Annotated in this window: 15 protein-coding genes; 9 read left to right on the top strand and 6 right to left on the bottom strand. The window is 62.5% G+C overall.

The features are described from left to right. Positions 1–127 precede the first annotated feature (127 nt). Positions 128–1837: a diguanylate cyclase domain-containing protein gene (locus AC097O_RS20100; protein WP_479594629.1), complete on the top strand. Its 1710-nt coding sequence runs from the start codon at positions 128–130 to the stop codon at positions 1835–1837. A gap of 103 nt (positions 1838–1940) precedes the next feature. On the opposite strand, the gene AC097O_RS20095 is transcribed toward AC097O_RS20100, so the two are convergent. Together AC097O_RS20095 and AC097O_RS20090 are read right to left on the bottom strand one after the other, a co-directional pair. Continuing rightward, complete coding sequence (locus tag AC097O_RS20095) at positions 1941–2492, bottom strand: hypothetical protein (RefSeq protein ID WP_479594628.1); 552 nt, start codon at positions 2490–2492, stop codon at positions 1941–1943. Positions 2493–2654: 162 nt separating this feature from the next. Continuing rightward, positions 2655–3458 (bottom strand): beta/gamma crystallin-related protein, encoded by an 804-nt coding sequence (locus tag AC097O_RS20090; protein ID WP_479594627.1) that lies wholly within the window; start codon positions 3456–3458, stop codon positions 2655–2657. 348 nt (positions 3459–3806) lie between these two features. On the opposite strand from AC097O_RS20090, the gene AC097O_RS20085 reads away from it, so the two are divergent. Beyond that, on the top strand, positions 3807–4217 hold the full coding sequence (locus AC097O_RS20085; protein WP_479594626.1) for a response regulator transcription factor: 411 nt from the start codon (positions 3807–3809) through the stop codon (positions 4215–4217). Positions 4218–4237: 20 nt separating this feature from the next. On the opposite strand, the gene AC097O_RS20080 is transcribed toward AC097O_RS20085, so the two are convergent. Then, a complete protein-coding gene (locus AC097O_RS20080) occupies positions 4238–4870 on the bottom strand; it encodes a response regulator transcription factor (RefSeq protein ID WP_315187443.1) in 633 nt (210 codons plus the stop codon). Between the two features lie 59 nt (positions 4871–4929). On the opposite strand from AC097O_RS20080, the gene AC097O_RS20075 reads away from it, so the two are divergent. The 7 genes from AC097O_RS20075 to AC097O_RS20045 all read left to right on the top strand — a co-directional run bounded on the left by AC097O_RS20075 (position 4930) and on the right by AC097O_RS20045 (position 11006). Then, on the top strand, positions 4930–6294 hold the full coding sequence (locus AC097O_RS20075; RefSeq protein WP_479594625.1) for a CHASE3 domain-containing protein: 1365 nt from the start codon (positions 4930–4932) through the stop codon (positions 6292–6294). A 175-nt stretch (positions 6295–6469) separates the two neighbouring features. Next, a complete protein-coding gene (locus AC097O_RS20070) occupies positions 6470–6634 on the top strand; it encodes a DUF1328 family protein (protein WP_315187450.1) in 165 nt (54 codons plus the stop codon). Between the two features lie 32 nt (positions 6635–6666). Then, positions 6667–7053 (top strand): hypothetical protein, encoded by a 387-nt coding sequence (locus AC097O_RS20065; RefSeq protein WP_479594624.1) that lies wholly within the window; start codon positions 6667–6669, stop codon positions 7051–7053. A 19-nt stretch (positions 7054–7072) separates the two neighbouring features. Next, entirely contained in the window at positions 7073–7450 is a 378-nt protein-coding gene (locus AC097O_RS20060; RefSeq protein ID WP_479594623.1) for a hypothetical protein, read from the top strand. Further along, positions 7447–7950 (top strand): hypothetical protein, encoded by a 504-nt coding sequence (locus tag AC097O_RS20055; RefSeq protein WP_479594622.1) that lies wholly within the window; start codon positions 7447–7449, stop codon positions 7948–7950. The genes AC097O_RS20060 and AC097O_RS20055 overlap by 4 nt, the downstream gene beginning before the upstream one ends. Positions 7951–7957: 7 nt before the next feature. Beyond that, positions 7958–8239 (top strand): circadian clock KaiB family protein, encoded by a 282-nt coding sequence (locus tag AC097O_RS20050; RefSeq protein ID WP_479594621.1) that lies wholly within the window; start codon positions 7958–7960, stop codon positions 8237–8239. Between the two features lie 7 nt (positions 8240–8246). Beyond that, on the top strand, positions 8247–11006 hold the full coding sequence (locus tag AC097O_RS20045; protein WP_479594620.1) for a bifunctional diguanylate cyclase/phosphodiesterase: 2760 nt from the start codon (positions 8247–8249) through the stop codon (positions 11004–11006). A gap of 2 nt (positions 11007–11008) precedes the next feature. Here AC097O_RS20045 and AC097O_RS20040 read toward each other — a convergent pair whose 3' ends face one another. From AC097O_RS20040 to cls, 3 genes are all read right to left on the bottom strand, one after another. Then, complete coding sequence (locus AC097O_RS20040; protein ID WP_479594619.1) at positions 11009–11836, bottom strand: universal stress protein; 828 nt, start codon at positions 11834–11836, stop codon at positions 11009–11011. Positions 11837–11856: 20 nt separating this feature from the next. After that, on the bottom strand, positions 11857–12255 hold the full coding sequence (locus tag AC097O_RS20035; RefSeq protein WP_479594618.1) for a DUF2177 family protein: 399 nt from the start codon (positions 12253–12255) through the stop codon (positions 11857–11859). Positions 12256–12402: 147 nt separating this feature from the next. Beyond that, positions 12403–13779, bottom strand: a complete 1377-nt coding sequence (gene cls, locus AC097O_RS20030) for a cardiolipin synthase (RefSeq protein WP_479594617.1) — start codon at positions 13777–13779, stop codon at positions 12403–12405. Between the last annotated feature and the right edge of the window lie 12 nt (positions 13780–13791).

The following is a 13791-nucleotide window of genomic DNA, read 5'->3' as shown; positions in this document are numbered from 1 at the left end:
CAGCGCATCCGCCCCTGCTTGAGATACTACACTTTCCATAGCTTGCCACGCTTATCCCATAAGCGCTGCAAGCCTCTGGGATGCATGGCAAGGCACAGAATGCACTGGCCGTTGAAAGGTCCTCTGCATGCTTGTCCGTTTCTCGCTGCGCCAATGGCTGACCATTCCCTACGTGGCGCTGGTGCTGGGCGTGGCCACGCTGGTGGGGGCCTTGTCGTACCGCACTGGCAGCGAGGTGGTGGACAGCCTGTCGAACCAGTTGCTGCTGGAAACCGTGGCCCGCATCGAGCAGGCGGTAGACCGGCATCTGCTGGGCTCGGCCGCCGTGCTGGAAACCGCCTTTCCCCATGGCCAAAGCACCACCCCCGATGTGCTGAGCGACCAGGCCGCCCTGCGCGCCCGCTTCTGGGCCGCCACCGCGCTCTACACCAACCCGAACAACCACGCCTACTACGGTAACGAGGCCGGGCAGGTGGCATCCCTGTACCGCCGTGGCCCGGAACTGGCCGACTGGGGCACCCGCAGTGGCCCGCAGTCACCCCGGGAGATTTTTACCGTGCGTAGCATCGACGGCCCCCTGACCGACAAGCGCCTGAGCCTGGGCCCGCTGGACCCGCGCGCCCGCCCCTGGTACACCCTGGCCAAAACCAGCACCACGCTGGTGTGGACGGCGGTGTACATCGACGTGCTGACCAACGACCTGGTGGTGACCCGGGCCAAGCGCGTGCTGGACGGCCAGGGCCAGATGCAGGGCGTGGTGGCCACCGACGTGGCCCTGACCCGCCTGAACGAGTTTGTGCGCACCCTGGCCATCAGCGAACACGGGCTGGCCTTCATCATCGAGACCGATGGGCAGCTCATTGCCTCATCGCGCACGCCCAATGTCCGCCTATCCACCGACCAGCCGCGCACCCGCATCAATGCCGAAGCCAGCGGCGACCCGCTCCAGGTGGCGGCCTACCGCACGGTCCGGGCCCAGATGCGCCCGGACAGCGTCGCAGGCTCTGGCGCACGGCAGCCCGTGTCCATGCGCGTCAACGGTCCCGAAGGGGTGGCGGTGCAACTGGCCTTCAGCCGACTGCGCGACGATGCCGGGCTGGACTGGCAGGTGGTGGTGGCCGTGCCGCGCAGCGACTTCATGCGCGGCGTGAGTGCCAACGTGGTCCGCACGGCGGCCATTGGTGCCGGGGCGGCCATCGCGGCAGTGGCGCTGGGGCTGCTGATCCTGAACTGGCTGAGTGCCGATCTGCAGCACCTCACCGTGGCCGCCCGCCGCGTGGGCGAAGGCCACCTGGATGCGGTATTGAACGTGCAGGGCCGGGGCACCATCGGCGAGCTGGCGCAGACCTTTCGCGAGATGCAGCTGCGCCTGCGTACCGACGCGTTGACCCGCCTGCACAACCGCGAATGGCTGATGCGCACCCTGGGTGACCGGCTGGAGCGGGGCCGCCGCCAGGCCGACCAGCAGCCGTTTGCCGTGCTGTTCATCGACCTGAACAAGTTCAAGCACATCAACGACACCCTGGGCCACGACGCAGGCGACCGGGTGCTGGTGGCCACCGCCGAGCGCCTGCGCCTGGCCACCCGCAGCAGCGACACCGTGGCCCGCTACGCCGGTGACGAATTCGTGGTGCTGCTGGACCCGGTGGCCGACCAGGCGGTGGCCGAGCAGATCCGCGACAAAGTCGACCAGGCCTTGCGCGCGCCTTTGCCAGGACTGGCCGCCGACACCTTTCGGGGCGCGTCTATCGGCATCGCCTTGTTCCCGGGCACGGCGGTGGACGCCGAAGACCTGGTGCGCCAGGCCGATGCCGACATGTACCGGCGCAAAGCCTGACTATATTTTTGATAGCTTCTCGTGCTTATGGAATAAGCGCTAGAGGGCTAAAAGGCATAAAAAAAGCCGGTATACACCGGCTTTTTCAGCGAAACCCTAGGGCTTAAGACTTACCGAACTGGGCCTTGGCGGCGGCAATGCAGCTGTCTTTGGCGTTACCAGCCAAAGCGTCGCACTTCTGGGCAGCGACCTTGTAATCGGCATCGCGCTTGTCTTCGGCGGCATCCTTCTTGACTTCACCGACTTTTTCAACGGTACGGGCATCGGCCAGGGCCTTCACTTCGACGGCCTTGGCTTCCTTCACGCACACCGACTTGTCGTTACCGGCCTTGTCGTCGCACTTTTCCTTGGCCACGGCGTAGGCGGTTTCGGCCTTCACTTCCATGTGCTTGATGTGGTCGGCGGGCTTGCCAGAGAAAGCGTACTTGAGTTCAGCACTGGCGACTTTTTCCTTGGCCTTGGCTTCTTCCATGCAGACATCCTTGGCGTTCTTGGCCAAAGAGCCGCAAGCCGCCTTGTCGGTCTTGTAGTCGGCGCTGATGCGGGTCTTGCCCACTGCTAAATCATCCTTGCTGATGTTGGCCGCATAGGCGGACGACAGCACCAGCATGGAGGCGGCGAGGAGCGAGGCTTTGAGGTTGAAATGTGTGCGCATAAGAATCCTTTGGGTGTAGTGAAAATCGAACTGCAGTGTGTCTGCGGTTGGGTCCGTGGCACAGCAGACAGCGCCGCAGCTTGGTGTAGCGGATGTCCTACACAAGCCCGCACGCCCATAAAAAACGGCCCCGAAGGGCCGTTGTTCAGCGCAGCGCCCGCATCAGACCCTGGGCTCGCCCTGGCGGTTCACGGTGACGGTACGGCCGGGCTCCGTGGTCATCTGGATACGGTGCTCCTGGCCCCGGAAGTTGTAGGTCACATCCCAGTAGGCGGGGCGTGCTGCGGGCTCATTCACGCAGCGCTGCACGTCCTGCTGGACAGGTTGGCCCCGGTTGCGCCCGACCTGGGAACCCAGGGCGGCACCGGCGACCGCACCGCCTGCGGTGGCAATGTCCTGGCCGCGTCCGCCACCCACCTGGTGGCCCAGCACGCCACCCAGCAAGGCACCGACGACAGCACCGCCGATGTTGGCTCCGCCTTGCTGTTGCTGCACCTCTTCTTTTTCCATCCAGCAGCGCTGCTGGGGCGGACCCACCACGGCGCGCACCGAGCTCACGTCGGCCTGGTACAGGCGTTCGTTGTTACGGCGGCGGTTGTCGTACACCGGCTGGGGCGGCGGGGCGTAGCGGCCGTCGTCCACCCGGCGGTTACCACCGACCACGCGCACCGACGACACGCGGTCGTTCAGGCCCATGGCGGCCAGCGAGGGGTAGCGCCCCGGACGCAGCACTACGCAGCGGCCACCGTATTCCGAGTCTTCGCACACTTCCTGCCGTTGGCCCAGCACCACCACCGAAGAGGCCCGGTCGTTGAAGCCAAAGCGCTGAAAATTGTCGACCTGGTTCTGGCTGGTGAACGAGCGCCCCTGAAAATCTTCACGCTCGTAAAACGTGGCCTGTGCCAGCGCTTGCCCGGCGAATGCCAAGGTGGCAATGGCCAGAGCGGTTTTGATACGGTTGTGCATAGCGGTCTCCTGTAGATTTTGGATAATCCCGGAACGCGGCGGTCCGGGGCTTATCCCCAGTGTCGGCAGCCCAGCCCGCCCTGCGAAGCGGACGGCACCACGGCGCGCGGTAGTATTTGTCCTACAGCCGCCAGGCCTTCTTCAGGCCAGCTTCCATGGTTTGTAAGAATTGTCTTACACGGCGTAGCGCGTGTGCCCGATGGCCTGTGAGGGCTTTCAAAGGCATACTCATTCCATGTTTTGTATTTGTAGTTTTCCTGCGGCGCGAATTGCATCCAAACCGCAGAATTTGGTAACGTAGGGGCAGTGCCTTCCCGCGCTGGAACCCAGGAAGTAGTGTCAGAGTCCATGCCCCAACTCAAGACGTATATCGTCGAAGACAGCCCCGTCATCCGCGAAAGTCTGATCGCTACACTGGAAGAGCTCGTCCCAGTGAAAGTGATTGGCACCGCCGAAGACGAAAGCACGGCCGTGCAGTGGTTGACTGCGCCCCAAAACCACGCGGATCTGGTGATTGTGGATATTTTCCTGAAAGCCGGTTCCGGCCTGGGCGTGCTGCGCTCGGCGCATGGAGTCCATGCATCGCGCCATCTGGTGGTACTGAGCAACTACGCCACGGCGGACATGCGGCGCAAATGCATGGAGCTGGGTGCCGACCGGGTGTTTGACAAATCCAACGAAATCGATGCGCTGATCACCTACTGTGGCCGACTGGCCGAGGGCGGCACCGGCGATACGGACGCAGCCAACCTGGCATGACCCGTACCGTAGGCCGCCGCCTACTGGATCAAGCCGTTTTTCAGCGCGTAGTAGGTCAGGTCGCTATTCGACTCCAGCTGCATTTTCTCCATCACGCGCGTACGGTAGGTACTGACGGTTTTCACACTCAGCGACATGCTGACGGCCATGTGGCCAATGGTTTCGCCCTTGGCCAGCCGCAAGAACACCTGCAGTTCGCGCTCGGACAATTGCTCGTGCAAAGGCTTGTCGCCCCCGCCTGTGAGGCCATCGGCCAGCCGCTCGGCCACACCGGCGGTGATGTACTTGCGGCCACGGCACACGGTGCGGATGGCTTTGACGATTTCTTCGGGGTCGCAGTCTTTGTTCAGGTAGCCGCTGGCCCCCTGGCGCAGCAAGGTGGTGGCGTAATGCTCTTCGGCAAAGCCGCTGAGAATGAGCACCGGCAGATCGGGAGCGCGGGCCTTGATGGCCAACAGGGCATCGACACCGCTGTGGTCGGGCATGGAGATGTCCATCACCACCACATCGACCTCCCCCTTGCGCACGATGTCCAGCGCCTCCCGGCCATTGGTGGCTTCGGCCACCACGCAGAAGTCGATCTGGTCGGCAAAAAACTGGCGCAAGCCAGCGCGAACCATCGCGTGGTCATCAACAATAGCAATTCGGATCATGGTGTTTAAGAGTACTTCTTTCTCCTACATGATCACACATTTTTGACTGAGCCCAAAAGATGAGATTTCTCAAGGTCGTAAGAGGCAATCGGATCGTATTTTTGCTGGCCGGTGGTTTCGCTCTGTCGATTCTGCTGATCAGCGAGGGCTCGTACCAGCGCTCGGTCGCACGGCTGGACGCTGTGCCCGCCATGCTCAAGGCCCAGGACAGTATCCAGAACCTGGCCGAGGGCGTGGCGAACGCCGAAACCAGCGAGCGGGGCTACCTGGTCACGGGCCGCAAAGAATACCGCGCACCCTACGACGATGCGGTCAAAAAAGTCCGCGCCTCATTGGACTATCTGGTGCCGTACTTCAGCGCCAGGTCCGAGGGCGCTGCCATGATGTCCAGGCTACACGAAGCCACCGAAACCAAGCTGTCGGAGCTGGCGCTGACCATCCAGATGATCGACGACGGCAAGCCGGAAGCCGCCAAGGACATCATGCTCAGCGACATCGGCAAAGAGCAAATGGATATTGTGCGCAAAACCAGCAGCGAGCTGTTGGAGTACCAGTCGCGCACCATCACGCAAAACCGCCAGGGCATTTATGCCTCTTTGCTGCTCAGCCGCATTGGCGTGGCAGGTTTAATGGTGCTGGGGCTGCTGGCGCTGTTCATGTACCTGCGGCAGATTTTTCTGTTCACACAGCAACAGACCGAGCTGCAACGCATGCTGCAGGCCGAACGCGACCGCCTGGAGGCCGAAGTGCTGGAGCGCACGGCGCAACTCACGCACCTGGCCCAGCATTTGCAAACCGCCCGCGAGGACGAACGCCACCGCCTGGCGCGCAACCTGCACGACGACCTCGGCTCGCTGCTGACCTCCGCCAAGCTGGATGCGGCGCGCATCAAGTCGCGCCTGGCGGCTACCGCCCCCGAGGCTTTGGACCTGCTGGCGCACCTGGTGAGCACCCTCAACAGCGGCATTGCCCTGGGACGGCGCATCATCGAAGACCTGCGTCCATCGGCACTGAGCAACCTGGGGCTGGTGTCCACCCTGGAGATTCTGGCGCGGGAGTTTGCCGACAGCACCGATGTGCAGGTGCATTGCTCGCTGGCCCCGGTCGAACTCAGCCCGGCTGCCGAACTGATGGTCTACCGGTTGGTGCAGGAGGCCATTACCAACATCACCAAGTACGCCAAGGCGCAGCAGGTGTGGATTGAATTGGGCTCCCAGCATGGCGAGGTGGAAGTGTCGGTACGGGACGACGGGGTGGGCTTCCATACCAGCGCCAAACCCCAGTCGGCTTACGGGCTGGTGGGCATGCGCTTTCGGGTGGAGGCCGAGGGCGGAGTTCTGTCGCTGTCGTCGGCACCTGGCCAGGGCACGCTGATCCGCGCCAAACTCCCGGCGGCAAGCCCCAAGGACACGGCCACTCCATAAGCTGCGGTGTCAGCGCTGTCCTACACGGGCTCCCGCGTTCTCCCCACAGGGCTACGGCGACGCTGCCTATCGCCCGCCACAGCCGGTCGGCAGACACTTGGGACATCGCAGCAACACTGCCTGCGACCCCCAAGAACCCGGGCATTCAAGCCGCCCATCTAGTCAAGGAACTGCCATGTTGCATTACGCCGTTGTCTTCTTCGTGATCGCACTGATCGCGGCCCTGTTTGGCTTTACCGGCATCGCCACCAGCGCGGTAGGCATTGCCAAGATTTTGTTCATCGTGTTTGCCGTGCTGGCCGTCGCCAGCTTCTTGTTCGGTTTGATCAAGAAAAAATAAGTTCCCGTTTTTATAACCCTTAAGGAATTACCATGTTGAATTTGAATACCCATCCTGAAGACACCACCAACACCCTGGCCGACCAGGCAGCCAACACCGCTACCGATGCCATCAAGTCGACCCAGCGTGCCGCCAACAGCACGCTGGACGGCTTGAACAACACGGTGCAAGACCTGCGTCGCCAAGCCGCACCGCTGCTGAACCGCGCCGCTGAAACGGCCAATGCCTACCTAAAGCAAGGCCTGGATGCCGTGCATGGCAGCTCCGACAAAGTGCGCGCCCAGGCCCGCAGCGCATCGGACCGCACGGTCAACTACATCAAGGACGAGCCGGTCAAAGCCATCCTGATCGCGGCAGCTGCCGGTGCCGTGCTGACTGCCCTGGTGCAGATCGCCAGCCGCTCGCGCGACGACCGTTAAACCCACTAGGCCCTTGCATATGCACCCCCTGCTCCGCCTGGTGGCGACCCAGCCCCAGTTGCTGGTAGACCACGTCGAGGCCTACGCCGATCTGGTGGCCGAAGAAATCGGCCATGTATCGAGCGCCTGGAAACTGCGTATCCTGTTGTACGCAGTGGCCTTGTGCAGCGTAGTGGTAGCGACGGTGTTGGCAGGGGTGGCACTCATGCTGTGGGCCATAGTGCCTTTTTCGGAAATGCATGCGCCCTGGGCCTTGGTAGCGGCACCGCTGCTGCCCATCGCCGCAGCCATTTGGTGCCTGGTGGTTGCCCGCCGGGAACCCGGTAACGGATTTGACAATCTGCGCCAGCAGGTCAAGGCCGACATAGGAATGTTGCGTGAAGCGAGCACGCCGTGAGCGCGGCTTTGGCTCTGGCGCAGACCACCGCCACAGAGCGGCTGGAAAACTCGCGCGCCTTGCTGCGCCAAGCCCTGCAAGGCAAAACCAAAAACACGACCGCTAGCGGGACGCGCCCATCGGCACCCGCATGGGTTACCCATTTGAAGTCGATCCCGGTGGTCACCGTGCTGGTCGAGGCCGTCACCAGCTGGTGGATGCAGCACCCGCTGCGCGTTGCCAGCCAACTGGCAGCCGAGACCGCGCTGGCCGTGGTGCAGCCCCTGGCACGGCGGAACCCGCTGGGTTTGGCTTTGGGTGCGCTGGCCCTGGGTGCCCTGGTGGCCTGGACCCGCCCCTGGCGCTGGGTGCTGAAACCGGCATTGTTCGCCGGGCTGTCGTCCCAGTTGTTGTCCAGAGGCATCGCCAATTTGCCACTGAAATCATGGCTGGCGGCCTTGGGGGCCGCCACAGCGCAAAAACCGCCTGCACAGACACCTGCCGCCCCACCGGGTACGTAAGACCCATATGTTGCGGCGTACCTTATTCAAATTTCGGTTGTACGTGGTCGGTGGAGCACAGAACTCCATGCGGGCCATCTCCAACCTCAAGGCGCTGTGCCGCAGCCATTTGCCGAACCGGCACAAAATCGAAATCATCGATGTGCTGCAGGAGCCACGGCGTGGGCAGGCAGACGGCATCTCCATGACACCGACGCTAGTAAAAGTGGCACCGCAGCCGGAGCGACATATCGTGGGCAGCTTGAGCCAAACCCAAACCGTGCTGCGAGATCTGGGGCTGGACAGCTGAGAACGGTATGGACAGCGCAAATTCGCCCCCTGTGGCCCCCCGCGCCCAGGAAGTCGAGGCGCTGATCGAGGTATTGCACAACACCGAGCAACGCCTGGAAGAGCTCACGGGCGGCGAAGTAGACGCGGTCACCAACCAGATTGGCCGCACGCTTTTGCTGCGGCGTGCACAAGACAACTTGCGGCTGTTTGAGGCCCGCAAACAAACCGCCATCCTTAACGCCATACCGGCGCATATTGCCTTGCTTGATGCCCAAGGCATCATCATCTCGGTGAATGACGCATGGCAACGGTTTGCCAGCGCAAACGTGCTGCACAAGACCGACTATGGGCTGGGCCTGGATTATCTGGCGGTATGCGACGCAGCCGTGGGAGAAGCCGCATCGGAAGGTGCAACCGTGGCCGCCGGTATCCGTGCGGTGCTGGAGGGGCGGCTACCAAGCTTTTCCATGGAATACCCCTGCCATTCGCCCACCGAACTGCGCTGGTTTGAACTGACAGTGACGCCACTGGAAGACGGTGTACGCAGTGGCGTGGTGGTGATGCACATGGACAGTACCGCCAAGAAGCGCGATGAGATGGCTTTGCTGCGCTTCAGTGCGGCCATGGACGCTATTGCCGATGCCATTTACCTGGTGGACCGCACCAGCATGCGCTTTGTGCACGTGAATGACGCAGCCTGCAGCATGCGCAGCCAAACCCGCGAGGCGCTGCTGGCAGAAATGCCTTGGGACATCCCTTCCATTTCACGCGCGGAGCTGGAACACACCTACGACAGCATCATCGCCAGCGACGGAAATACAAAGCCAGTAGAGATGTTGCAAAGCCGCAATGACGGCAGCAAGGTCTGGCTGGAACTGCGCCGCCACGCGCAGTTCGCCAGTGGACGCTGGACCATTGTCACCCTGGTCCGCGACATCACCGAGCGCAAAAAGTCCGAAGACCGCATCCTCCACCAGAACCGGGTCTACGCCATGCTCAGCGGTATCAACGCGCTGCAGGTGCGCGTGCGCGACCGCAAGGTACTCTTCAGGCATGCCTGCCAGATTGCGGTTGACGAGGGCGGCTTCCGCGCCAGCTGGATCGGCCTTGTCGACCATGGCACCATGAAGATCGTGCCCGTAGCCTCGCACGGTCTGGAAGGCGAATTTCTGACCACCCTCAAAGACCGCATGGCCATGGAAACTTTCGACCCCAAAAGAAAGTCCCTGGTGAGCACCCTGCTGGGTGCCAAATCTGCGGTGGTGTCCAACGATGTTCAAAACGACCCCAAGGCCCTTTTCCCCCAGTTTCACCAGCAGCAAGGGATACGCTCGGCGGTCATGCTGCCGCTCATGATTGCGGACGAAATCGTCGGCGTGTTTACGCTCTACGCACGTGAACTGGACTTTTTTGGCCCGGAAGAAATGGCCTTGCTGAAAGAGCTGTCGGGAGATGTCGCGTTCGCCATCGACCACATCGACAAGCAGGACCAGCTCAACTACCTGGCCTACTTCGACGCGCTGACCGGTTTGGCCAACCGGCATCTGTTTCTGGAACGGGTCACGCAGTACATGCGCAGCGCCAGCAGCAGCCAACACAAACTGGCAGTGTTTCTGATCGACCTGGAAGGCTTCAAGAACATCAACGACAGCTTTGGCCAAACCGCGGGCGACGCGCTGCTGGTACAGGTAGGCGTATGGATAACGCGTTTTGTAGGCGACTCCAATTTGGTGGCGCATCTTGGGGCCGACCACTTTGCGGTGGTGATGCCCGAGTTTGCGCAGGCCGACGACATTGCCCGGGCGCTGGACAAAGGCAAAGCAAGCTTTCTAGAACACGCGTTCAACGTGAACGGTACCCCGTTTCGGATCGCAGCCAAAGCCGGTGTGGCCTTGTTCCCGGACGATGGCAGCACTGCCGATGTATTGCTCAAGCACGCCGAAGCGGCGCTGAAAAAAGCCAAGGCCCGCGGCGACCGTTATCTGTTCTACACCCAGAAAATGACCGAGTCGGTGCTGGGCAAGCTGACGCTGGAAAACCAGTTGCGCCAGGCCGTAGAGAAAGAAGAGTTTGTGCTGCACTACCAGCCCAAGATCCACCTGCACACCGGCAAACTCACCGGTGTGGAGGCGCTTATCCGCTGGAACGATCCGCGCACCGGCCTGGTCCCGCCAGGGCAGTTCATTCCGCTGCTGGAAGAAACCGGGCTGATCTACGAGGTGGGGCGCTGGGCGCTGGGCAAAGCGATTGCCGACCACCTGCGCTGGCGCAGCACGGGGCTACAGGCGGTGCGCATTGCCGTCAACGTGTCGCCCCTGCAGTTGCGCCACCGCAGCTTTGTTGCCGAAATCCGGCAGGCCATTGGGCAAGACATACATGCCGCGGCCGGGCTGGAGCTGGAGATTACCGAAAGCCTGCTGATGGAAGACATCAAGCTCAGTATCGACAGCCTGCAAACCATCAGGGCCATGGGCGTGAGCATTGCCATCGATGATTTTGGCACCGGATTTTCGTCGCTCAGCTACCTGTCCCGGCTCCCCGTGGATACCGTCAAGATCGACCGCTCCTTCGTGGTGGACATGACCACCGGTCCCCAAGGATTGGCCCTGGTGTCCACCATCATCGATCTGGCCCACGCCATGAAGCTCAAAGTGGTGGCTGAAGGTGTGGAAACCGAAAAGCAATCGCGCATGCTGCGGCGCCTGCAATGCGACGAAGTGCAAGGCTTTCTGTTCAGCAAACCGATTCCTGTGGAACAGTTCGAAGCCCAATACCTGGCTATATGAATTCAGTGCGACACCAGCAGGTAGCGGTCGGCGTGCTGTAGCAGTTTGCGGGTCACGCCGCCCATGGCCCATTCGCGCAGGCGGCTGTGGCCGTAGGCACCGGCCACAATCACCCCGGCACCCTGCTCCTCGGCAATCGCATCCAGCCCGGCTGCGTCGTCGCCGGAGGACAGTACCACCAGCGGCTGGGCCACCACCCCGTGCCGCCCTAGCCAGGCCACGACATCGTTCAGGCGTTTATGGGCCTCGGAAAAGTCGGCGTTGGCCGCCATCTCGGCCACCACCACGTGGGTGGCCTTTTGCAACAACGGCATGGCATCGGCCACGGCACGGCGGGCTTCGCGTGAATCCGTCCAGCCCACCACCACCCGGTCCAGTGAATGGTCTTCCAGCACCGGCGGCACCACAAAGATGGGCCGACCCAACTGCATGATCAGATCACCCACCGCCACCCCGCGCGACGGGTCCAGGCTGTCCTTGATACCACGCGCGGTAATGAGCAGGTCCACGCTACGGGCCTCGTGCACCACAAAGTCGGCCATGGGCGCAAACATCACCATGGAGCGCCACTCCAGGCCCCGCGCACGCGGCAGCAAGGCGCTGCGGAACTCGGCCTCGGCAGCGTCCACCTCGGCCTGCATCTCCTTCTTTTCCTGCGCAATCAATTCACCCGACAGATAGGCCTCGCCATACACCATCTGCATCGGTCGGCACACCGCAATGCCCACCACCTGGGCGTGGAAGCGCTCCGCCAGGTCCCCGGCGGCCTGCAGCACCGCCACGTTGGCATGCCCCGGCTCCAGTTGCACCATCAATGTTGTGTAGGCCATGGTCCGCTCCTTGTGAAAAGTCAGAACTTGTCAACGGCCAGCTTGCCTGCCGTGGCGGCGACCGCGCTGGCCACACTGCCCCAGGCCATGTCCACCAGCGACAGCCACAACGGCCAGTTTCTAAGCGTGGCCAGGTTGGATAAATCATAGGTCGCATACGCCACAAAGCCAAATAAGGCACCCATCCAAGCCGCGCCGTGCCAACCCTCGACGCCGAACCTGGGTGCCACCACGAACGCCACCAATCCCACGGCATACACCAGGTAGAACGCCAGCGCCGCCCAGGCCTGGGGCCGCTCGGCCATCAAATGGCCAATCCCGTCCTGGTACAGCGACTTGGCCAGGAAACCCAGCCACAGCACATCCATGGCCACCATCACCACGGCCACCACCCCACCTGCCAAAAAATATTTATTCATAAACGCATCGCCTAACAACAATGTCTCAGTCATAACGCACATAGCCCAGAAACACCGCAGAACTGGCTTTGCCAGGCTGCTGGTGTTGCCCCCTGCAAGGGGGTTGGAGAAAAGTGCGCAGCACTGGAGCCTGGGGGTGAGCCATATCTATAACCAGTATTCCCAAGCTCTCGCAAACCACTCTTTCAGACGTAGATCTACGGCGCGGCGCTGCCATTCGGCCAGCAGCACCTGCTCAGACGCGGCCAAGTCCTTGTCGAACATGGCCTGCACCTGGCTGCCAAAGTCGGAGCCCAGCACCACCGCGTTCAGCTCCTGGTTGTGCAAAAAACTGCGCCAGTCCAGGTTGGTGGAGCCCACCGTGGCCCAGACACCGTCGATCAGCGCGGTTTTGGAATGCAGGATGACCCCGCGCCGCTGGTAGATCTTGACCCCCGCCTCCAGCATCTCCTCGTAGTAGCGCCGCCCGGCGTGGAACACCAGCCACGAGTCGGTCTGGCTGGGCAGGATCAGTGCCACGTCCACGCCGCGCGCGGCAGCCGCCTTGAGGGCGGCGAGCAACTGCGGGTCGGGGGCAAAGTAGGCATTGGTGATGCGCACGCTGGATTCGGCACTGCCTATGGCCGACAGCAGCGTGACGTAAATTTGGCTATAGGCCTCGTCGGGTGAGCTGCCAATGGCCCGCACCACCTGCTGGCCTACGCGCTCGGGCGGTGGAAAGTAGTTTTTAGCGGCTAGCGGCGGGCCTTTTTGCGCCTCCCAGGTGGCCATGAACAGCTTTTGGAACTCGGCCACCACCGGGCCTTTGAGCTGCAGATCGGTGTCGCGCCAGGCCAGGCTGTCCTCGGTGGGCTCGGCTTTGTTGAGCCTGCGCGAACCGCCCGAGTACACGCTGCTGATGTTGATACCGCCCAGAAACGCGGTGCGGCCATCCACCACCAGCAGCTTGCGGTGGTCGCGCTGGTTCAGCGCCCAGCTCTTGCGCGCCAGCAAGGGGTTGACCGGGTTGAACTCCAGCACCTGGATGCCACTGTCGCTCAGCTGCTGGAAAAACGCCGCCGGGGTGCCCAGCGTGCCCACGCTGTCGCGGATCAGGTTCACCTGCACGCCTTGGCGTTGCTTGGCCATCAGCGCCTGGGCAAACTGCTGGCCCACCGCGTCGTCTTCCAGAATGTAGGTTTCCATGTTGATGTGGTCTTGCGCTGCCGCAATGGCCGCAAACATGGCCTGGTAGGTGGCCGGGCCGTCCTGCAGCAGCCGCACATCGTTACCGGCCATCAGCGGGCTGCCTACCGTGGCTTCTTCCAGCGCCAGGTGCCGGTCAAAAATACTGGTGGGCGTGCCCTGGCTTTGCAGGCGCACCAGAATGGCCTGGCTTTGTTGCGCCGACATCGCCCCGTGCGAGCCCGCCAGGCGTATCGGCGTACCGCGCGGCTGGGCGATCTGGGGGGTGATGGTGGGCAGGCTGCTACAGCCCACCAGGCCCAAGCCGATCGCAGCGACCACGGCACGCAAAAAACCCATGCTCTGCACTCC

The organism is Rhodoferax sp. LS1P39 (assembly GCF_056521425.1).
This window is presented reverse-complemented; position numbering and strand designations above follow the sequence as displayed.

Coding starts and splice junctions, on each gene's coding strand:
- AC097O_RS20100 (WP_479594629.1), top strand. CDS start 128: ATGCTTGTCCGTTTCTCGCTGCGCCAATGGCTGACCATTCCCTACGTG.
- AC097O_RS20095 (WP_479594628.1), bottom strand. CDS start 2,492: ATGCGCACACATTTCAACCTCAAAGCCTCGCTCCTCGCCGCCTCCATG.
- AC097O_RS20090 (WP_479594627.1), bottom strand. CDS start 3,458: ATGCACAACCGTATCAAAACCGCTCTGGCCATTGCCACCTTGGCATTC.
- AC097O_RS20085 (WP_479594626.1), top strand. CDS start 3,807: ATGCCCCAACTCAAGACGTATATCGTCGAAGACAGCCCCGTCATCCGC.
- AC097O_RS20080 (WP_315187443.1), bottom strand. CDS start 4,870: ATGATCCGAATTGCTATTGTTGATGACCACGCGATGGTTCGCGCTGGC.
- AC097O_RS20075 (WP_479594625.1), top strand. CDS start 4,930: ATGAGATTTCTCAAGGTCGTAAGAGGCAATCGGATCGTATTTTTGCTG.
- AC097O_RS20070 (WP_315187450.1), top strand. CDS start 6,470: ATGTTGCATTACGCCGTTGTCTTCTTCGTGATCGCACTGATCGCGGCC.
- AC097O_RS20065 (WP_479594624.1), top strand. CDS start 6,667: ATGTTGAATTTGAATACCCATCCTGAAGACACCACCAACACCCTGGCC.
- AC097O_RS20060 (WP_479594623.1), top strand. CDS start 7,073: ATGCACCCCCTGCTCCGCCTGGTGGCGACCCAGCCCCAGTTGCTGGTA.
- AC097O_RS20050 (WP_479594621.1), top strand. CDS start 7,958: ATGTTGCGGCGTACCTTATTCAAATTTCGGTTGTACGTGGTCGGTGGA.
- AC097O_RS20045 (WP_479594620.1), top strand. CDS start 8,247: ATGGACAGCGCAAATTCGCCCCCTGTGGCCCCCCGCGCCCAGGAAGTC.
- AC097O_RS20040 (WP_479594619.1), bottom strand. CDS start 11,836: ATGGCCTACACAACATTGATGGTGCAACTGGAGCCGGGGCATGCCAAC.
- AC097O_RS20035 (WP_479594618.1), bottom strand. CDS start 12,255: ATGAATAAATATTTTTTGGCAGGTGGGGTGGTGGCCGTGGTGATGGTG.
- cls (WP_479594617.1), bottom strand. CDS start 13,779: ATGGGTTTTTTGCGTGCCGTGGTCGCTGCGATCGGCTTGGGCCTGGTG.